This is a genomic window from Luteolibacter luteus, assembly GCF_012913485.1.
Lineage (GTDB): Bacteria > Verrucomicrobiota > Verrucomicrobiia > Verrucomicrobiales > Akkermansiaceae > Haloferula > Haloferula lutea.
In genome coordinates, this window is record NZ_CP051774.1 from 1793442 (window position 1) to 1812175 (window position 18734).

An 18734-nucleotide genomic window follows, 5' to 3' on the forward strand; every position below is an offset into this window, starting at 1 on the left:
CGCTTGGGAATGGGACCACTACCAACCCCAGTCCAATTGCTCCGGGGATCCGAACTTGTCCGCTGGCTCCCGGCTACCACCATCGTCAATTCCATTCGGCCCGACCGAATAAAGACGGAAGGCCCCATTCTCTACCCGATAGACGAAGGGCTTCCCGTTAAGAGGATCCACGATGTCATCTCCCCCGACGGCATCCAAGGCCTCGGGGTAACCGCCGCGGGCGATCTTGTATTCTCCTATCAAACAGGCCAAGCGCACCAAGGAGTCGTCCACCATGGCTTTCGAGCCGCGTTTGAGAATCGCCGAAACCAGTGAATCGAACGCAAGGGGTTCGAGATCACAGAGCTTTCCGATCCATCCCTCCAAGCCCGGATCGAACGAGCTTTTTTCCCTCGGGTGCAATCCACTCCAATCGTCGGGTTTACCCGACACCATGGAATTATCCCACCACGACTGAAGAGGCCGGTCACTCCGGACGAGTTCCAGGGAGGCATCCGTTTGCCGGAGGATCTCCGCGCTCTTCATGTCGAACCAGGCATCGGGAGCGGCACTCGACCTGAGCCGGGAAAAAAATCCTTTGGATTCCTCGATCAACGACGAGGGGAGGCTGCTGTCCTCTTTCCAGTGCTCGCAGTAGATCGCCATCCCTACACCTTCCAGATTGAGAGTCCGCGCGATCCGATCCTTGGGATCACGGTCGGCCCAAGCTTGTCGCAGCTTCTCCAAAGACGCGGCATCCCAAACTTCCGCCGAGATCCCCCGGAAAAGCGCGGGCATGGAAAAGCGGTCGATATTCCACGCGAAAAGCTGCGCGACGGCCCCGGTCTCCGATATCGTCAGGTCAGACAAACGGCGGTTAATGAGCAGGCTCTCAAGCGCGATATCCCCCCTTCCCGCGTGAATCGCCAGTTCGGTGCGGAGCGAGAGCCCTATCGAGGCTCGGTTAATCTTCCAAAGGTCCGCGATACTGGTGCTGTAGGCTTCCTTCTTGGAGAAATCGACTCTTGCCGGCATTACCGCCCAGCGCCGCCGCATCCCTTCACGCAGGGCTCCAAGAACTTCGGCATGCCGTTGATCAAATTGATTCAGCATCTCCACAGCAGTCCCCTTGAGCTCCATTCTTTCCGAAAAAATCTTCGGATCCAGCGGCTCGCCTGGTCGGCTGAGGTAGATTTCTTTCCCGGTGGCATCCAGACTCAGGAGCGCGAACTTCTCTCCCACCGGCTTCTTCACCCGGATATCTCTCTGGAGTTCGTTCTCCGCCCTTAGAGCCACCAGCATCGGGATCATGGCGAAGTTCTCTTCATCCGGAGGCATCTCGACTTGGAATTTCGTGGCCTCGACGAGATGCCCGCCGGACTTCAGCAATTCGACGGCGTCCCGTTTCGTCCCGGCCGCACGGTGGTTGACGGTGGCGTCGGCAAGGGCAAGGGCGGAGACAGCAATCACGAGGCCCTGAAGGGAGCGGCGGAACCATTTCTTGCGGATCAGTCGTTTCATCGGTTTCAGCGTTAGGGTTCGTTGAACCCCAGCAGGGAGGAGGCCCCGCCAGGCTGCCCCAAGGGCATTTGCCCCGGTGGCAGGATGAGCGGTTGATCCTTCAATTCATCCTCCGGCCTTGTGAAGTACAGGGCAGCAGTAGCGGCCCAGCAGACGGCCAGTCCGATCAGCAATGGCTTCGGAAAGAGTGGGGGCACCGGCTTTGGCAGCAGGAGGGCCTTCCACTCTTCCGGCGGGCGGCGCAGCTCGATGCTGCGCAGTTGTCCCTCAAAGTCATTGTCGTCGCCTGGATTCACGGGATCAAAGCTCTTCATAGGTGGGACGCAGGAAACCGCGAAGTTTGTCTAGGGCATACCGGTAGCGGCTTGCCGCGGTGTTAAGGGAAATGCCACAGATCTTGGATATTTCGTCAAAGGTCCGTTCTTCCCACAGCTTTAAGATGACGATCTCCCGCTGCTCTGGCGGGAGCTGGTCGAGCGCTCTTTCCAACTGACGACGGAAGGCTTCCCGGTCAGGATCAGGCGAGGACTGGAAAATCTCCTCCGGCGTTTTCTCGACATGATCTCTCCGCACCTTGTCGCGTCGCAGCCGGTCGATCGCCCCGTGGTGAATCATGCGCAGGAGGTAAGCGCGTTCGGATTCAAGATCGCCCGGATCTACCCGGCCTTCCGCGAGCTTGAGAAAAACGTCCTGAAGCAAATCTCGCACCGCCGTCTCATCCCGCAGCAGCGCGAGACCGTGGCGGTACATCGCCGTCACGTGCTCGCCGTGGATGCGTTCGAGATCCTTCGCTGTTAGCCCGCGCTTCGCGCTACCCATCATGACTCTGACGCATGAAGGGGAAAGTTTTGTCTGAGCCGATGTATCTTGTCGGAACAAAGTATGGGCTTCTCCAAAATTTCATGATCTTTTTGCAAACAAAGGCTTGGAGCAGCGGCACTGATTAATGCGTTATCAGTGCAATCATCCTGCCATGCCATGAGTAGCGTCCACTCCTCCCTTTCCGAAACGAAGGAATATCTTCAGGCGATCCGCCAGCGGGTCGGCACCATCGTCGTCGGCCAGGATGTGGTCGTGGAGCGCATGCTCATCGCCCTGCTCACCAGCGGTCACCTCTTGCTGGAGGGGATGCCGGGCCTCGCGAAGACACTTCTGGTGAACACGCTGGCCCGCGCGATGCACCTGAACTTCCGCCGTATCCAGTTCACCATCGACCTTCTCCCCTCCGACATCCTCGGTTCGGAGATCCTCGATGAGCGAACTGGCGGTTTCCGCACCCATCAGGGCCCCGTTTTCACGAACCTGCTGCTGGCAGACGAAATCAACCGTGCCGCCCCCAAGGTCCAAGGCGCCCTCTTGGAAGCGATGCAGGAGCGAAAGGTGACCATCGGCAGCCAATCCTTTGCCCTCCCCGTCCCCTTCCTGGTGATCGCCACGCAGAACCCGATCGAGCAAAGCGGCACCTTCGAACTTCCGGAAGCCCAGCTCGACCGCTTCATGCTCTGCCATCGCCTCGGCTACCCGACGATGGCTGAAGAGGAGGAAATCCTCCGGCGAAACCTGAAGCTCGGCGTGAAACGCGAGGGCTCCGGCGCCGTGGCCCGCACCGAGTTCGACATGATCAAAGAGGAGGCTATCGGCAGCGAGGCAGATCTCGTCGCTGCCATGGAAGCAGCAAACCACATCCACGTCAGCGATGTCTTCCTGAAGCATGTCGTCGACGTGGTCGAGCGCACCCGCAAGCACGCCGACCTGGAACTCGGATGTTCCCCGCGCGCCGGAATCTCCTTGCTAAAAGCCTCACGTGCCCGCGCTTTGCTCCATGGCCGCGACTACGTCATCCCGGAAGATCTCTTCGCCCTCGCGGAAGACGTCATGCTCCACCGCATCCGCTTGACCTACGAGGCCCTCGCGGAAGGAAAGACAGCCGCAGGGGTTCTGCGAGGGATTCTTGAGGAGTCGGTATCCTGAGACCTGCGCCGACACGCTTTCCAATCTCTCATCTACTATTTCTCCCGTAGCTCCTGATGGATGCCACCCTCCAGCACTGTGATCCGCTCGATAGCCGCCAGTTCCACCTGGCCGTAAAGCGGCTCGCCGACAGCTTGAGCTATGGCACCGACAAGAGTCCCTTCCTCGGGCAAGGGATCGAATACGTGCAATCCCGCCGCTACGAGCCAGGAGACCCCGTGAAGTCGATCGACTGGCGGGTCACCGCCCGCACTGGCAAGGCGCACGTGAAGCAATTCGAAACCCCGAAGCAGATGCCCGTGTGGCTGGTGGTGGACACCTCCGCATCGATGGCTCTCGCCTCGCATCCGCCGGGGAAATACGGGCTGGCGCTCCAAGTCGCGGGCGGCATCGCCCTGGCCTGCCTTGATCGAGTGAGCCCCGTAGGCGTCCTCGGAGCCGGAGGCCGCGACCTCGTGGTGCAGCCCAGCCTTTCCCGCGATGTCCTGCTGCAATGGCTCCACTCGCTGCGCACCTATCGATTCGACGAACCCACCAACCTGGGCCAGCGCCTGCTCGCGCTGGAGCCATCTCTCCGGCAGCGTTCCCTGCTCGTCGTGCTCAGCGACTTCCATGACCCGGATGCACTCGCGGCGCTGAAGCTGGTGGGAGCGCGGCACGACTGCATCTGCCTCATCTTCCGCGATCCCGCGGAGGATCAACTCTCCGGTGCGGGCCTCTTCCGCGGCCGTGAAGTCGAATCCGGCCGCGAGGTGCTCAGCCACGGGCGGCGCATGCTTTCCACTACGGAAAATCTCTCCGAGTCCCTGAAGAAGGCCTCCCTGGATCACTTCCTCATCCAGCCCGGCACACCCTTCCTCGGCCGGCTCCGTCACTTCCTCCGCTCCCGCGGAGGAGTCTCCCGCCGCAACCGCCAATGACGCGACGCCTCCTCATCGCCCTGCTTCTTTCGCCTCTCGCGCTTCAGGCACAGGATACGCGCCCGGTGCCGACCCAGCGCGTCGGCCTGCCGCTCAACCTGACCGAGATCTACATCCCAGGCACGGAGCTGAAAGCGAAACCGCGCCGGGATCGCGAACCCCCTCTCGTAGTTCGCATCCTCGAGGTGAAGCCGGCGAAAGACGGGAGCCGCTACGACTTCGAAGTCCAAGGTCTCGAGGCAGGCCGCCACAATCTTTCCGACTACCTTGAACCCACCGATGGCAGCGCGGCAGCCGAGCTACCCGAGATCCCCTTGGAAATCACCAGTGCCCTGCCCGCCGGGCTGAGCTACCCGAACAAGATCGGGCGCGGCGAACTCCCCAAGCTCGGCGGCTATCGCACCACCATGACCGTTCTCGGCGGCATCTGGCTGGCCGGTCTTGGCGCGATCCTCATCTGGAAAAAGAAAAAGCCGGCTGATCAGGACCAAACAAACACGCCGCAAGCCTCTCTTGCCGAACGCCTCCGCCCCTTGGTCGATGAGGCTTCGAAAGGCAAGCTCACACCCGATGATCGGGCGAGACTGGAGCGTCTGGTGATCGGCCATTGGCGCGAGCGTCTGCCGGAGGTCGCAGCGCTGAGCCCGGCGGAAGCCATGACAAAGCTCCGAACCGATCCTCAAGCATCACCATTGATCCTTGCCTTGGAACGCTGGCTCCACGCCCCATCAAGCTCCACCTCCCAGGCTGAAATCGAGAAGCTTCTCTCACCCTACGCCGCCTCCATCTGATCCACGATGACCTTCGCCCATCCATGGCTTCTCGCTCTGCTCGTCCTGCCGGTCGGGCTGGCGGTATTCCTATGGAAGAGAAGCGGGCGACGTATCCCCCTGCCCTTCGATCATCAGCCGCTGCCTCGTGCACGCCTGCTTGGCTTCCTGCTCCGCAGCGCGGAACTCCTGCCGATCCTTCTCGCCATGCTGGCGATCGCAATCCTCGCCGGACCACGCCGCTTCGAGCAACCGCGCAGCGAGCGTGAGATGACGAATATCCTCTTCTGCCTCGATGTCTCAGGCTCGATGATGGCGCAGTTTGGCTCCTCGACGCGCTACGATGCCGCGATGGATGCGGTAAACGATTTCATCTCTTTCCGGAAAGGCGACGCATTCGGCCTCACGGTCTTTGGCAGCAGCGTATTGAATTGGGTGCCACTCACCAATGACGTCTCCGCCTTCAAGTGCGCGCCGCCTTTCCTGCGCCCTGAAAAGCTCCCGCCTTGGTTTGGAGGAACGATGATCGGCATGGCCCTGCGCGAGGCGGAAAAAACCATGCTCTCCAGCACTTCCGGTGACCGCATGATCGTGCTCTTTACCGATGGAGAAAGCTTCGACCTCGAAAACGGCGTCGATGTTGCAATCGCACAGAGCCTGAAGGCCAATGGCATCAAGGTCTACGACATCCATGTCGCTGAGGGAGGAGCACCGGATTCCGTCGCGGTGATCGCTTCGATGACCGGTGGCGAGGTCTTCACTGCGGGTGATCCGGGCGCTTTGAAAGCAGTCTTCGCGAAGATTGATGAGATGCAGAAGGCGCCTCTCAAGCGGGTCACGCCGGATCCCATCGACTTCTTCGAGCCCTTCGCCATCGCCGGTCTCTGCTTGGGCGGACTCTATCTTTTCACCCTCTTCGGCCTGCGCCACACGCCATGGTGACCACCCCGCTATTGCTGGCTCTTGCCTCGCTCGTGCTCGCCACGGGAGCTGAGTGGATTCATCTTGGGCGGATCCGGAATGTCGCCGCACTCGCATTTGGCCCGGGCAAAAAACCATCACTCGCAGGACGGGCCGCGCCCCTGATCCGCATCGCCGGACTCGCCGCGCTGATTTGGGGCCTCACGACCCTGCTGCTACTCCCTCCCGCCGCGCATCGCTCCGCGGTAAAGGAAGTGGAGCCCAAGGAGCGCCAGCACTTGTTACTGGTGCTCGATGTCTCGCCAAGCATGCGGCTCCGCGATGCCGGAGCCACCGGGAAGGAAAGCCGTATGGCCCGGGCCCGGGCGATCCTTGAATCGGTGATCGCGCGGACAGCCCATGACAAACTGCACACCACGGTGGTCGCAGTTTACAATGGCGCAAAGCCGGTCGTCGAAGAGACGCGGGATCTAGAGATCATCCACAACCTGATGGACGATCTACCGATGCATCAGGCCTTTGAATCCGGGAAGACCAAGCTGCTCGAAGGTCTGGCCGAAGCCGCCACCATCGCCGCGAAGTGGCCGCGGGAATCCGCGACCCTGGTGTTGATCAGCGACGGCGATTCCGTGCCAGCCACGGGGATGCCCAAGATGCCACCCTCCATCGGCGGCGTGCTCGTGGCGGGCGTCGGCGATCCCTCCAAAGGCACCTTCATTGACGGCCATCACTCGCGCCAGGATGGTGCCACGCTCCGCCAGATCGCGACGCGCCTCGGCGGAGAATATCACGATGGCAATGCCAAGCTGGTTCCCACCGCAATGCTCGAGCGTCTGGGCACCATTGCCGTGGACGGCACCAAGCGCCTGCCGGGACAACGGGAGCTTGCGATTTTCATGACCGCCCTCGGTTCGACGCTACTGGCCTGCCTGCCACTGCTGCTCCATTTCGCCGGATCCCGCTGGAACCCCGGTCCCCAGCGAATTCCTGCCCGCCGGATTTCCGAAGCCCCACAACTCACGGCTTCCCATCACTGACAAATTCGTACAACTTGCGACTTAACCAAATGCCATGAAAATTCTCGTGCTCACTTTGTGGTGCCTGGTCCCCCTCGGCCTGCTGGCCTATCACTACGGCCCCGGCCGCGAGCTAATGACCATCGATGCCGCCGCATCGACCCTCGACCAAGCAAAGGCGAAAGCCGATGCAGGAGACTGGAATGCCGCGATCGCCGGCTACGAGGAGGGCCTCGCGCAACTGCCGAAAGACAAGCTTGAGGAAGCGCGCCGCATTCGCCTTGAGCTCGCGAAGGCGCGCATGGAAGCCGCCCAGCTTCCGAAGGCTCGCGAAGAGCTGGCCGCACTGGCCGACGAGCTCGCGCAAGACCCGAACGCCCACGCGAAGCTCCGCGACGAGACGATCGCCACCTTGGCCAACTCGCGCTTTTACATGACCTATCTCATGAAGCTGGAGGGACTTCCCGACAGCGAATGGGAGCCGGAAATCGAAGCGGCCCGCCAAGAGCAAAAGCTGCTCGTGCAACGCGCGACCGAAGCGGGTGATACCGCCGCGGCAAAGAAGCATTCCGATGATCTGGAGTCCGCCATTAAGCTGGCCCGCATGGAGCCGGAGGAACTCTACGGGAAAGCAATCCCGAAGCAGTGCAATGGCTGCTGCTCCGGCAAGTGTGCCTCCAACAAACCCGGCAAAAAGCCGAGCCAAAAGCCCAAGGACGGCCGCGGTGCCGGATCCGGCGCGCCGATGGATGGCGAGGGTTCCTGATTGAAGTGCAGGACCCGCAGCGATGCAGAGTTCGCAGCGACGAGCGCGGCACCATGTCCGCGTGGCGATTTCCTGCACCGTGTCCTGAAGGGCCTTTTTGACCCTGATTTTGTCTGACCTAGCTCATACTTTCCGATGAATACCCGCTCTGTCCTTCTTGCTCTTGCGGCCTTCACCCCTCCGCTGCTCACGGCCCAGATCATTGTTGCCGACCCTTTTGCCGCGGAACCCCAAGGACCGGTCGTACTTGATGGAGCCCCGCCGCAGCCCGGACCGGCCCAGACGGCGCCCGGCGGCGAAGGAGGGCCCGGAGGCGAGCTCGACTTCAACCGGCTCCGGCAATTGATCGAGGAAAGCAAGAAGCGCCCTGCCCAAACTCCGGAGCAACAGAAGGCGGCCATTCTTCAAGAACTGAAAATCGATCGCAGCCCGACGGGCATCCTCGCGACACGATTGGAGGAAGCCCGCTTGAAGGAGGAGCCGATCCCTGCCAAGCCGGAGAACGAGACCCCCGAGCAGGCCATGCAACGCTTCCAACAGGAAGCCGCAGTGTTCCGACGCGATGTGAACCTCGGACGCTGGGACAAAGTCCGCGACTTCATGGCCGCCTTGCCGAAGGAGATCTCTGCAGAAGCCTACAACGTCCTCGTTCAAAAACTATCCACCCCTGCCCAGGTAGCTCCGCCACCGGAACTCATGCTTCAGGGAGCCAAGCCCTATGCCCAGCAGGCTTATCTGGCTCCAGCCGATCTTCTAGGCCTTGCTTCAGCGGTTCCGAATCCTCCGGACAAGAAGCAGATCCAAGGTCTGGCCAAACTGCTGACAAAGGACCCCCGGCCTCCAAAAGAGTTCTTCGACGCCCTCGCCGGCGGACTCAAGAACTTCGGCGGCCAGGACAAGGAAGATCGTCGTCGGGCCGCGCAACTCCTGATCGAGGCAGGCTTCGTGAAGGAAGCAGGCGACTACTTGCCCGATCTCAATGAAGCCAAGGAGAAGAAGGATTACGCCGCACTGAATCTCATCGCCCGGCACAAGGCGGAGTTTGCGCTCGCCGACAAAAAGGCCGCGGGCAAGGAGCTGCTGCCGCAAGCGTGGGAGATCTCGGTTTCTTTCCTCAGTGACGCTTCCGCTCCTCCGCAGGAAAAGGCCGAGGCCTTGTCACGCGCGCTCACCTTGATCCCCGAGCTGGGCGACGACACCGGCAAGCAATGGCTTGAAAAGACCTTCAAGGATCCTAAGGGCGAGGGCGTCGAGCTTCTCGCATCGCTCGGCACCTTGACCGCCCAGAGCCGGGAGAATCCGGACGCCATCGCGCGCCTGGAACAGCTGAAACTGCAACACGCCGCGGTGAAGACCCTGCTTTCCTCGGAAGGCTTTGATCGCACCGCTTGGTCCGGCATTTTCACGCTCTTCGCCCGCCAGTGGACCTACGAAGCCGAAGTTACGCGGCAGAAAGACCAGAGTAATTCGCGCCGCATGGTCCAACAGTTCGACGAATGGGGAAACCTCTTCTTCACGCGCCCCAATACGGGCTATCAAGGGCCGGGGCCCCAGCCGATCGGTGCCGGTGAAATGCTCGAATGCCAGCCCGACGAGACATGGCTCTCCAGCATCGAGCCGGCTACGCGAAATGAGTGCCAGCTCTCCTCCGCCCGCCTGCTCTTGAAGGTGAAGGAACAGACGAAAGCCTTGCCGGTGGTGAAATCCATCGCCGCCACCGATCGAGATCAGGCGAAGTCGCTAGTGCGGGAAATGATCCGCGTGTGGACGGAGAACCACAATCCGAACGAGGAGCAGGACTATCGGTCACGTTATTTCTACTTCTACGGCTTCAGCCAACAGGCTGGGTCGATTCCTCTCACGCGCTCGAAGCAGGAACGGAACCTCGTGGAGCTCGCCGCGCTCGTGAAAGGCATCCGCGATCTCGATCTTGGCGAGTCCTTCCATTCTGAACTCGCGGACGCCTTCATCTCATGCCACAGCCGCGCGGAGGTCTGGCGTGTCGAAGCCATCGAGTCAGTCTTCGGTGCCACCGATGTGCTGGACTCGCCGACGCTCGCCACTCTGGTGGGACGCATGCGCTTGAATCTCGCGGGGCTCTGGCCGAACCCGAAGCTCCAGCAGGCGTACCAAACCAAGCGCAAGGACAAGGAACTGCAGGAACAGATCCTCTATGGCTACCAAGCGGGCCAAGGCGTCTTGGAACGAGCCCTGGAGAAGAAGCCCGCCGAATCATGGAGACTGAAGGAGCAACTCGCCGCGTTGCGCTTCGAGGAAAGCAATTATCGCAGCTCGCTCCACCCGGATCACAACCATTCCACCATCAAGAAGACCTCGCTCGATGAGCTCGCCGCCGCGGCGAAGGAGTATGCTTCCACCTTGCCGCTTGAGGACATTTCGAAGGAGACGAGCTCGGTGTTCGAGACCTGGTTTTACGCGGCTCTCGGCTCGCCTTCCCTGGAGGCGATGAAAAGCCATCACGTCGCCACTCCGGACGAGTACCCCAAGATCAAGGCAGTCCTCGAGTCCCTGCCGGGCGACAGCAAGGAGCGTCACTTGAAGGCCTTCGCGACCACCTTGAACACCCGGCTGGCAAACGTCTCGCCGGATCTGAAGCTGCGCTTCCTTGAAGGCGCGAGTGCGATCGCAGGCGAGCGTGAGGAGCTTTCCGATGCGAAGGACGTGCTTACTTACTATCGCGATCTGGTGAAGGAGATCGTTCTCGACGCCTCTATCGATGGTCCGGATCGCGTCGGCACCAGTTCTCCCTTCGGCCTGAAGGTGAACCTGCGCCACACCAAGGAGATCGAGCGCGAGTCCGGCGGCTTTGCCAAGTATCTCCAGAATCAGAACAACTCGCCCTTCGCCTACAACTATGGCCGTCCGCCGGAAGATTATCGCGACAAGTTCGAGAAAGCCGCGCGTGCCGCTCTGGAGGAGCACTTCGAGATCGTCTCCCTGACCTTCCATTCGGACAAGGTGGAGTCATTTACCGACCCGCAGTTCGGGTGGCGCGTGACACCCTACGCCTACTTGATGCTCAAGCCGAAGGGCCCACAGATCGACAAGGTTCCACCTCTCAAGATCGACCTCGATTTCAGCGATACCTCCGGTTATGTCGTACTGCCGATTACATCCGCGGAAGTACCGATCGACGCCGGGAAAGCCGAGCCGCGTCCCTACCGCGACCTAAAGGTGACCCAGACCCTCGACGAAAGGAGCCACAAGGAAAAGGGCTGTCTCTACCTCGAAGTGAAGGCCTCCGCCCATGGGCTCGTGCCACCGCTTGAAGACCTCTTCACCACGAAGATCGAAGGATTGGAAACCGGAGCCATCGAAGACCGCGGCCTGCGCATTGTGGAACTCGATGCTGCTGCTGAGGACCTCTCTCCCATCTCGGAGCACGAATGGCGGATCGAGCTGAAGCCAAAAGGGGGGAGCCTTCCCGCATCATTCCAGTTCCCGGTCGTAAAGCCGGAGCTGGCGAAGGAAGATGGCCTCGTCCGGCAGCGCTACGTCGATGTGGACCTCGTTCCCGTCGATGCTCAGGTCGCGCTAAATGGTGGACGTGAAAAGATCACGCCTTGGGTCGCAGGAAGCATCGCGATCCTTCTGGCCATTGGCGCAGCGATGGTCGCCATGTTCCGGAAAAAGCCCGATCAAGGCCCCACCGGACCTACACTGATCCCGCTCCCGGCCCACATCAACGCAGTAAGCGTGATCGGCTATCTGCGGAAACTCCAGGAGCGTGAGGGGATCACCCCTACGCTACGCGAGTCGATCGAGAAGGAAATCACGGCATTGGAGACCCGCCACTTCGGCCGTCAGGATGCCCCGCAAGATCCGGTGGAACTGGAAGAGATCGCCAAGCGCTGGCAGGCGGCATAACGCCTCTAACTACAGGCCGGTCGACCATGGGCGCGAGGGCTCCGCGCCCCGATTCATGCCTGCAATACCTTCTCCCCCTCGCTCCGCGCCACCAGCACCGCTACACAGGTATCCCCGAACACATTCACCGCCGTGCGGCTCATATCGAGGAAACGGTCGACCGCCAGGATCACCCCGACTCCCGCTTCCGCTCCTTGTATGCCGGAATTTTTCAGGATCAGGATGATTGCCACCAAGCTTGCATGGGGCACTCCGGCGATGCCTACGCTGGTCAAAAGCGCCGCTACAACCACGAAGAACATTTCCCCGGCGTTGAAAGTGTACCCCATCACCTGCGCCACGAAGATCACCGCCACGCATTCATAGAGCGCGGTTCCGTCGGTATTGATCGAAGTCCCGATCGGCAGCGTGAAAGAAGTCACCCGGGCCGAGACTCCTGCACGGTCACGCACACACTCCATCGTCAGCGGCAGCGTCGCCGCGGACGACGCCGTGGAGAACGCCATGATCAGCGCCTCTTTCACCGCCCTGAAATGCTTCAGCGGACTCACCCTCGCCACCAGCATCAGGATCAGCGGCATGGTCACCATGAAGTGAATCCCCAGCGCGAGCAGCACCGTCAGCGCGAACTTCCCGAGGTTTGCAAACAGGCCGAAGCCGGTCTGATAAACCACCGGCAGGATTAGTGCGTAAACCCCGATCGGAGCAAAGGCCATGATCCAATGGACAATCGTGGACACCGCCTCCGAGGCCGCGATGAAGAACTCCCGCAAGCTTCGCCCTTGCTGCTCCGGTAGCCGAGTCACCGCTGCCGCAAAGAGCAGGGAGAAGATCAGCACCCCGAGCACAGAGTCATTTGCGGATGCAGCGGCGAAGATGTTTTCCGGCAGCATCGAGCGGAAGATGCCCGTGACACTCTCCCAGAGGCCTTTGCCTTCCGGCACATTTCCAGAGGCAGCTTGCACCTTCGCCAGATCGCTCGCGCTCACGCCGGTGCTGTGATTGAAAGCCTCCCTGATCGCTTGGTTCGGCAGCCCGTCCGGACCGAGCCCCGGCTGGATGGTGCTCACCAGGAAAAGTCCCAGCAGGATGGCGAGCAGACCGGTGCTCATGTAAAAGCCCAGAGTCTTCAATCCCAGCCGACCAAACCCCTCCGCTTCTTTCAGGCCCGCGATTCCCCCGACCACCGAGGTCACGATCAGCGGCACGATGATCATCTTCAGTGCCCTCAGGAAGAGATCCCCCACCAGCTTGCAGATTTCCAGTGCACCGGTGATGAAAGCCGGCGGCTCCGCTCCCGGAAATATTCCGCGAAAAGCTGCCGCGGTAAGGGTCGCGAGCAGGAGCGCGGAAAGGATCTGCCAGTGGAGAGCGATGCGTTTCATGGAAAAATAGCGGCGGGGAGCAGGCCGTAGCACACCCCATACCTCCCGTTAGAAAACGGGCACAGCTCCCGCAGGGCAAGCAGCAAGGATCCGTCACCCAAGCAGTTCCGGAATCCCGATTCCGACAAGTTACTTGGAACTTCCTCTCGCCCGCGGCATCTTCCGCGTGTGCTCCACTGGTTCCAAAACGGCGCGTTCCCTCTTTATCTGGCTCCCATGGCCGGGGTCACTGACGTGGTTTTCCGCCAGATTTGCAAGGAGTTGGGTGCCGACGTGATGGTCACCGAGTTCGTCTCCGCGGAGGGAATCATGCAAGCGGACGACCGCACGCGGAAATACACCGAGTTCACCGACGAACAGCGCCCGGTGGGCGTCCAACTCTTCGGCGGCGATGGCGAGCGGATGGGCGAGGCCGCGAAAAAGATCATTGATTGGAAGCGCCCCGACTTCATCGACATCAATTTCGGTTGCCCCGTGAACAAGGTGGTCGCCAAGAACGGCGGATCCTCCCTTCTCAAGGACTGCCCCACTCTCGCATCCGTCGCTTCCGGCGTGAAAAAGGGCGTGCAAGACGAAGTTCCGGTCACCGCAAAAATCCGGATCGGCTGGGACGATAAGACGGTGAACGCCGTCGAAGTCTGCAAGATCCTTGAGGACTGCGGAATGGAAGCCATCGCCGTGCACGGTCGCACCCGCTCGCAGGGTTACTCCGGTGAAGCGAATTGGGATGTCATCGACGCCTGCGCCCGGGCTGTGAGCATCCCGGTGATCGGCAATGGCGACATCGCCAGCGGTGAGGATCTCGCCCGCCGGAAGCAGGAAACTGCAGTCTCCGGAATCATGATCGGTCGGGCCGCCATGCAAAACCCCTGGATCTTCCGTGAGGCAAAATACTACTTGGCCACCGGGGAAACCCTGAAATCGGTTCCTCTGGAAGAACGCTGGGAATTGGTCCTGCGCCACTGCCGCTTGGCTGTCACCAGCTCCCGCTACGGGGCGGAGCGTCATGCCATGATGTCCATGCGAGCCCGCTTGATGGCTTACTGTAAAGGATTTCCGGGTGCCAAGGAACTCCGCCAGCGCCTCGCCCGCGTGGAATCTGTGACAGAAGTGGAAGAAATTGCCGCCGCCTCCCTCTTAGCAGCGGCGGAAGCTGGCGCAGTAACAGTGTAGGCGATTACAATTTCGGATTTGCTTGCCCCGAGTCCCTGCTAGGGTCCGGGCCATGGAAAGCCACGAAGTGCTGCGCCGAGCGTTCTCAAAAACCAGCCCCAAGGCAGTCGCCGCGGATCTGGGGATTTCCCTCTCCCTCGTTTACAAGTGGGCGGAAAAGCAAAGCGAGGATGGCAGCGGCAGCCGCAACCCGCTGGATCGCCTGCTCAAGATCATCGAGCTGAGCGGGGATCTGGGCGTGATCGAGTGGCTCTGCCAGCAGACCGGCGGCTACTTCGTGCGGAATCCGAAGAGTTCCTGTGAAAAGGGCTATCAGGTCCTTCCCGCCACCAACGAGATCATCAGCCAGTTCTCGGCCCTTCTTCAGCAGATCTCCGCCGCAGCGCTCGATCACTCGATCAACGCCAAGGAAGCCAAGGAAATCCGCGAGTGCTGGGACAAGCTGAAGAGCTACGCCGAAGGCTTCGTCCGCTGCTGCGAGGAAGGCGACTACGACCAGATGCTGCACATTCCGAAGCCCTCGGAAGGTCCGGCCCGCTATCCGGTGACGAAGTAAGGCATCTACCGGCCTACGACTTCTTCCACCAATCTTCTTCCTTCTCCCAAGGGGCGCGTTCTTCGCCGCCGCTGGGAGACGCGGGATGCCGTTCGGCCTCCTCCTCTTCGCGCTTTAGCTCGTCGAGCAGCTTCTCCACCTCGCTCTCCCGCCTCTTCCCGCTGCGGTAGATACCACTGACCAAAAGGGCCACCACCCCGAGGCTCAGCACGAGGATCACGACCATCGCCATCGCGAAGCCATCCACCGCACTGACCACTGCGTGGAACATGAGCTCGGTCTCAGGTTTCCGAAATGAACCGGCGCATCGGAATCATGTTCGAATATTCGAAGCCGTTCTTTTTGAAGAAATGCTGCGATTCAGCGCTGATCTTGTCGGTCAGCAGCGTGATCCGCTTGAAGTCCTTCTGCTTCGCAAACTCGACGACATGGTCGAGCAGCATGGTCCCGTAGCCTTGGCCACGGTGAGACGGGTGAACGATCACGTCTTCCATCAGGATCACGAAACCGCCCATGGCCGTGGAGATGGTGAAAAGCAGGTTCACCATCCCGATGATCCGGGTCTCGTTGCGCACGACGAAAATCCGCCCGCGGCTCGGCTGCTCCAAGATCAGGCCGATGCCCCGTTCCTGAGCGTCATGGTCCGGCGTAAAATCGTCGGAGAGGGCGAAAAGCTCCATCACCAGATCGGTCAAGGCCGGCAGATCCTCGATGGTCGCAGGCTCGACCTTCGGGCGGTTGGCAACGGCGAGGTCGCTCTCGACGGACGCTTTGTTCACAAGGGGAGGGTGGCACGCCGGTCCCGCACCGGCACGATATTTCCCCGGCAACTTTGAAAAATTTCCGGACAAAGGGGAATTTGGCGCATTGACAAGCGGGTCCGGATTCCTAGAGTGCGCGCCCGCCCGAGCCGGAACAAGGGTTCCGCCGCGGAGATTCAAACCGCTTTTTCCCGATACCGCCATGAAACGCACCTTCCAGCCCTCCAAGCGCACCCGCAAGCGTCAGCACGGCTTCCGCGCACGCATGGCGACCAAGTCCGGCCGCGACATCATCAAGCGCCGCCGTCAAAAGGGCCGCAAGCGCCTCATTCCGAAGGGTGCCGAGCTGCAATACGCCCGCCACACCACCCAGCACGGGGTGTAATTTTTCTTGCCCGCCGCGCCCGGCCCATGCGCCTCCCGCGGAAGCAGAGCATGTCGAAACGCGCGGATTTTTCCCGCGTGCGAAAAGACGGCCAAGCGAAAGCTGGCCGTTTTGTCGTTGTCAGCACCCTCAGCGATCCCTCCCTCCCCCACCTTCTGGTGGGCTTCATCACCACCCGGAAGGTCGGCAAGGCTCACGACCGGAATCTCCTCCGCCGCCGCCTGCGCTCGATCCTCCAGCGTCACGGCCACCGGCTGGCCGATCCGAAGCGTCTGCTGGTCGCCATTCCCCGCGTCGGAGCCGCCCAAGCCAGTTTCGCGGAACTGGAGGAGGACTGGCTGCGTCAGGTGAAGCGCCTCGGGCTGTTCGCCAGTGGAAAATGAAAGCCACCGGGTGCGAAACGACGCGAAAATTCTCACTGCGGATCTCCCCGCTAGTGCTATCTCCGGCACCTGCCACTTCGCTTTTCCCGCCCGGCATCCCGTGAAATTGGTCATCCGGCTCCTGATCCGCTTCTATCAGAAGTTCCTCAATCCCGTGCTAAAGGCACTGGGAGGGCCGAACTCCGGCTGCCGTTTTCAGCCCACCTGCTCGAACTACTTTCTCCAAGCCGTGGAAGCTCACGGGTCCCTCCGCGGCTCCTGGCTCGGGATCTGCCGGATTTTCCGCTGTCATCCTTGGGGGGGCTATGGTTATGACCCCGTCCCGCCGAAACCGGGTGCGGAAAACAACTCTCCCGGACGTCCCGCCGGGCCGGAAACCTGACGGGACTTTTCATTTTCCCACATTCCCATGTACGACCGAAAGACTTGGATCGTCGTTGTCCTCTGCAGCGTGCTGCTGGCCGTAAACCTGTACTTCAACTCGAAGAACCAGGCGGCCGTCCAGGCGCAGAAGCAGAAGGAGGCCGCCGAGCTGGCCGCTTCCCAGCCGCCTGCCCCCACCACCACTCCCGAGGCCAAGGCCGAGGAAACCGGCTCGATGGTCGAGGTCGATCCGCCGGAACAGGTGGCTGAAGTGCTCGCCACTCTGGAAACTCCGGAAACCATCTTCACCTTCACCTCCGTCGGCGGTGGCCTGAAAACCGCACAGGTGAAGAACCAGACCAACGGCCTGCTCGGCCCGGTCATGCTGAACCGCCACGGTTCCAGCCCGCTCGGGGCAATCGCCGAAGGTCCGGACCGCATGGAGGCGACCAACTACACGATGGTCGACGAGGAATCCGTGAGTGGAAAATCCGTCGTCTTCCGCGGCAAGCTGCCCTCCGGCCTCTGGGCAAAGAAGACCTGGTCCCTCGTCGAAGGCAGCAATGAAGGCACGCCCTACATGCTCGACTTCAAGCTGCAGATCGAGAACGGCCGCCAGGAGCAGATGAACCTGGATTCCTTCAGCATCTTCATTGGCACCGCCACTCCGCTCGATACCGTCGAGCGCGGCGAGCAAACCGGCTTCGTCGTCAACGATGGCCGTGACTTCCGCTTCCACTCCGTCTCCGAGTTCGGCAAGGCATGGTTCGGCATGCGCAAAGAGCGCAGCCTGATCACCCAGCCGGTCGAAAAGGCGATCTACGCCGGTGTCGCGAATCAGTTCTTCGCCACCGTCGTCCGCCCGATGGAAGTCGGTGAATCGCTGCTCTGGGCCAAGGTCGAGACCACTACCCTGCAAGCAGACCACCATCCGGTGAAGACGATCCGAGCCGGCCTGCGCCTGCCGAACGCCACGCTCTCCCCGGGCGACCAGCGCACCCTCACCTATCAGATTTTCGCCGGTCCGAAGCAGAACCGCGTGCTCCGCAAGATGGAGGATCAGTTCGGCGGCGAATGGGGAACCCTGATGAACTATGGTTTCTTCAGCCCCTTCAGCCGCTTCATGAACTGGTCGCTGTGGTGGGTCCACGCCGGCATGACCAAGATCTCCAGCAAGTGGTCTTGGGGTCTCGCTGTGCTCGTGCTGACCCTCTGCCTCCGCACTGTCATCTGGCCGCTCTACAATCGCTCCAACCGCTCGATGAAGCGGATGTCCAAGCTCAAGCCGGAGATGGACAAGCTGCGCGAGAAGTATCCGGACGATCCGCAGAAGATGAATCAGGAGATGATGGGCATGTACCGCAAGTACGGCATCAATCCCCTCGGCGGCTGCTTGCCGATGTTCGCCCAGCTCCCGATCTTCTTCGGCTTCTACTCGATGCTTCTCCACGCCGTGGAAATGCGCGGCCAGAGCTTCCTCTGGGTGACCGATCTCTCGCAGCCGGACACGGTGGCCCACATCCTGGGTCTCCCGATCAATCCGCTGCCGATCGTGATGGCGATCACCAGCTTCGGGCAAATGGCAATGATGCCGAATACCGGCGGGGACAAGACTCAGATGATGATGATCAAGTTCATGCCGTTCTTCTTCCTCTTCATCTGTTACAACTTCGCATCCGCACTCGCTCTCTACTGGACCACCTCGAACATCTTCTCGATCGCCCAAACTTGGCTGAGCAACCGCATGCCGGAGCCCGAGCTGAAGGTGAAAGCCGGTGGCACCGGAAAGAGCTTCATGGAGCGCATGGTCGAAAAGCAGGCGGAAATGGAGCGCATGAAGCAGGCCCGCGGCCGCGTCGTCGATTCCGGCAATGGCGATGACAGCGGCTCCACGGGCAAGAAGCGTCCGCCACGCACGGGGGGCTGATTCCACGCCTTTTTCTCCAAGCCGCGCCGGATGATCTCCCGCGCGGCTT

General features: G+C 61.1%; 18 protein-coding genes and 1 pseudogene. 13 read left to right on the forward strand and 6 right to left on the reverse strand.

The genetic code is table 11. The features are described 5' to 3' along the window. Positions 1 to 18 precede the first annotated feature (18 nt). The 3 genes from HHL09_RS07335 to HHL09_RS07345 are packed head-to-tail and all read right to left on the reverse strand — an operon-like array spanning position 19 to position 2322. Positions 19 to 1500 (reverse strand): hypothetical protein, encoded by a 1482-nt coding sequence (locus HHL09_RS07335; protein ID WP_169453922.1) that lies wholly within the window; start codon positions 1498 to 1500, stop codon positions 19 to 21. An 11-nt stretch (positions 1501 to 1511) separates the two neighbouring features. Next, positions 1512 to 1796 carry a hypothetical protein gene (locus HHL09_RS07340; protein WP_169453923.1) on the reverse strand — a complete coding sequence of 95 codons (285 nt, stop codon included), beginning with the start codon at positions 1794 to 1796 and terminating at the stop codon, positions 1512 to 1514. Between the two features lie 4 nt (positions 1797 to 1800). After that, positions 1801 to 2322 (reverse strand): RNA polymerase sigma factor, encoded by a 522-nt coding sequence (locus HHL09_RS07345; RefSeq protein WP_169453924.1) that lies wholly within the window; start codon positions 2320 to 2322, stop codon positions 1801 to 1803. Positions 2323 to 2478: 156 nt separating this feature from the next. Here HHL09_RS07345 and HHL09_RS07350 point away from each other — a divergent pair, with 156 nt between their 5' ends. The 7 genes from HHL09_RS07350 to HHL09_RS07380 all read left to right on the forward strand — a co-directional run bounded on the left by HHL09_RS07350 (position 2479) and on the right by HHL09_RS07380 (position 11752). Further along, positions 2479 to 3471, forward strand: a complete 993-nt coding sequence (locus HHL09_RS07350) for an AAA family ATPase (protein ID WP_169453925.1) — start codon at positions 2479 to 2481, stop codon at positions 3469 to 3471. 56 nt (positions 3472 to 3527) lie between these two features. Next, positions 3528 to 4391, forward strand: coding sequence for a DUF58 domain-containing protein (locus tag HHL09_RS07355; protein ID WP_169453926.1), 864 nt, complete (start codon positions 3528 to 3530; stop codon positions 4389 to 4391). Beyond that, positions 4388 to 5182 carry a hypothetical protein gene (locus HHL09_RS07360; RefSeq protein ID WP_169453927.1) on the forward strand — a complete coding sequence of 265 codons (795 nt, stop codon included), beginning with the start codon at positions 4388 to 4390 and terminating at the stop codon, positions 5180 to 5182. The genes HHL09_RS07355 and HHL09_RS07360 overlap by 4 nt, the downstream gene beginning before the upstream one ends. A 6-nt stretch (positions 5183 to 5188) precedes the next feature. Then, positions 5189 to 6103: a vWA domain-containing protein gene (locus HHL09_RS07365; RefSeq protein WP_169453928.1), complete on the forward strand. Its 915-nt coding sequence runs from the start codon at positions 5189 to 5191 to the stop codon at positions 6101 to 6103. After that, positions 6097 to 7119: a vWA domain-containing protein gene (locus tag HHL09_RS07370; RefSeq protein WP_205760990.1), complete on the forward strand. Its 1023-nt coding sequence runs from the start codon at positions 6097 to 6099 to the stop codon at positions 7117 to 7119. The genes HHL09_RS07365 and HHL09_RS07370 overlap by 7 nt, the downstream gene beginning before the upstream one ends. Before the next feature lie 34 nt (positions 7120 to 7153). Further along, positions 7154 to 7864 (forward strand): tetratricopeptide repeat protein, encoded by a 711-nt coding sequence (locus HHL09_RS07375; RefSeq protein ID WP_169453929.1) that lies wholly within the window; start codon positions 7154 to 7156, stop codon positions 7862 to 7864. Positions 7865 to 7999: 135 nt separating this feature from the next. After that, entirely contained in the window at positions 8000 to 11752 is a 3753-nt protein-coding gene (locus HHL09_RS07380) for a hypothetical protein (RefSeq protein WP_169453930.1), read from the forward strand. 53 nt (positions 11753 to 11805) lie between these two features. Here HHL09_RS07380 and HHL09_RS07385 read toward each other — a convergent pair whose 3' ends face one another. Next, on the reverse strand, positions 11806 to 13137 hold the full coding sequence (locus HHL09_RS07385) for a dicarboxylate/amino acid:cation symporter (protein WP_169453931.1): 1332 nt from the start codon (positions 13135 to 13137) through the stop codon (positions 11806 to 11808). 168 nt (positions 13138 to 13305) lie between these two features. Between HHL09_RS07385 and dusB the strand changes: the two genes are divergently transcribed. Both dusB and HHL09_RS07395 read left to right on the forward strand, forming a co-directional pair. Further along, positions 13306 to 14310, forward strand: coding sequence for a tRNA dihydrouridine synthase DusB (dusB, locus tag HHL09_RS07390; protein ID WP_169453932.1), 1005 nt, complete (start codon positions 13306 to 13308; stop codon positions 14308 to 14310). A gap of 52 nt (positions 14311 to 14362) precedes the next feature. Further along, a complete protein-coding gene (locus HHL09_RS07395) occupies positions 14363 to 14866 on the forward strand; it encodes a phage regulatory CII family protein (RefSeq protein ID WP_169453933.1) in 504 nt (167 codons plus the stop codon). A gap of 13 nt (positions 14867 to 14879) precedes the next feature. Here the strand turns inward: HHL09_RS07395 and HHL09_RS07400 are convergent, their stop codons facing one another. Then, positions 14880 to 15137 (reverse strand): hypothetical protein, encoded by a 258-nt coding sequence (locus HHL09_RS07400; RefSeq protein ID WP_169453934.1) that lies wholly within the window; start codon positions 15135 to 15137, stop codon positions 14880 to 14882. Between the two features lie 10 nt (positions 15138 to 15147). Beyond that, positions 15148 to 15645, reverse strand: a complete 498-nt coding sequence (locus HHL09_RS07405; RefSeq protein ID WP_240963750.1) for a GNAT family N-acetyltransferase — start codon at positions 15643 to 15645, stop codon at positions 15148 to 15150. A gap of 184 nt (positions 15646 to 15829) precedes the next feature. On the opposite strand from HHL09_RS07405, the pseudogene rpmH reads away from it, so the two are divergent. The 4 genes and pseudogenes from rpmH to yidC all read left to right on the forward strand — a co-directional run. After that, positions 15830 to 15961, forward strand: a pseudogene (rpmH, locus tag HHL09_RS26520) (50S ribosomal protein L34); the annotation flags it as partial. A gap of 77 nt (positions 15962 to 16038) precedes the next feature. Further along, on the forward strand, positions 16039 to 16395 hold the full coding sequence (gene rnpA / locus HHL09_RS07415) for a ribonuclease P protein component (RefSeq protein WP_277349166.1): 357 nt from the start codon (positions 16039 to 16041) through the stop codon (positions 16393 to 16395). A 100-nt stretch (positions 16396 to 16495) separates the two neighbouring features. Then, positions 16496 to 16777, forward strand: a complete 282-nt coding sequence (yidD, locus tag HHL09_RS07420; RefSeq protein WP_169453937.1) for a membrane protein insertion efficiency factor YidD — start codon at positions 16496 to 16498, stop codon at positions 16775 to 16777. A gap of 27 nt (positions 16778 to 16804) precedes the next feature. Then, positions 16805 to 18685 carry a membrane protein insertase YidC gene (gene yidC / locus HHL09_RS07425; RefSeq protein ID WP_169453938.1) on the forward strand — a complete coding sequence of 627 codons (1881 nt, stop codon included), beginning with the start codon at positions 16805 to 16807 and terminating at the stop codon, positions 18683 to 18685. Positions 18686 to 18734 lie beyond the last annotated feature (49 nt).

Bases quoted from the DNA above. Each gene is read 5' to 3' on its own strand.
- HHL09_RS07335 (WP_169453922.1), bottom strand. From the start codon at position 1,500: ATGAAACGACTGATCCGCAAGAAATGGTTCCGCCGCTCCCTTCAGGGC.
- HHL09_RS07345 (WP_169453924.1), bottom strand. From the start codon at position 2,322: ATGATGGGTAGCGCGAAGCGCGGGCTAACAGCGAAGGATCTCGAACGC.
- HHL09_RS07350 (WP_169453925.1), top strand. From the start codon at position 2,479: ATGAGTAGCGTCCACTCCTCCCTTTCCGAAACGAAGGAATATCTTCAG.
- HHL09_RS07355 (WP_169453926.1), top strand. From the start codon at position 3,528: ATGGATGCCACCCTCCAGCACTGTGATCCGCTCGATAGCCGCCAGTTC.
- HHL09_RS07360 (WP_169453927.1), top strand. From the start codon at position 4,388: ATGACGCGACGCCTCCTCATCGCCCTGCTTCTTTCGCCTCTCGCGCTT.
- HHL09_RS07365 (WP_169453928.1), top strand. From the start codon at position 5,189: ATGACCTTCGCCCATCCATGGCTTCTCGCTCTGCTCGTCCTGCCGGTC.
- HHL09_RS07370 (WP_205760990.1), top strand. From the start codon at position 6,097: ATGGTGACCACCCCGCTATTGCTGGCTCTTGCCTCGCTCGTGCTCGCC.
- HHL09_RS07375 (WP_169453929.1), top strand. From the start codon at position 7,154: ATGAAAATTCTCGTGCTCACTTTGTGGTGCCTGGTCCCCCTCGGCCTG.
- HHL09_RS07380 (WP_169453930.1), top strand. From the start codon at position 8,000: ATGAATACCCGCTCTGTCCTTCTTGCTCTTGCGGCCTTCACCCCTCCG.
- HHL09_RS07385 (WP_169453931.1), bottom strand. From the start codon at position 13,137: ATGAAACGCATCGCTCTCCACTGGCAGATCCTTTCCGCGCTCCTGCTC.
- HHL09_RS07395 (WP_169453933.1), top strand. From the start codon at position 14,363: ATGGAAAGCCACGAAGTGCTGCGCCGAGCGTTCTCAAAAACCAGCCCC.
- HHL09_RS07400 (WP_169453934.1), bottom strand. From the start codon at position 15,137: ATGTTCCACGCAGTGGTCAGTGCGGTGGATGGCTTCGCGATGGCGATG.
- rnpA (WP_277349166.1), top strand. From the start codon at position 16,039: ATGCGCCTCCCGCGGAAGCAGAGCATGTCGAAACGCGCGGATTTTTCC.
- yidC (WP_169453938.1), top strand. From the start codon at position 16,805: ATGTACGACCGAAAGACTTGGATCGTCGTTGTCCTCTGCAGCGTGCTG.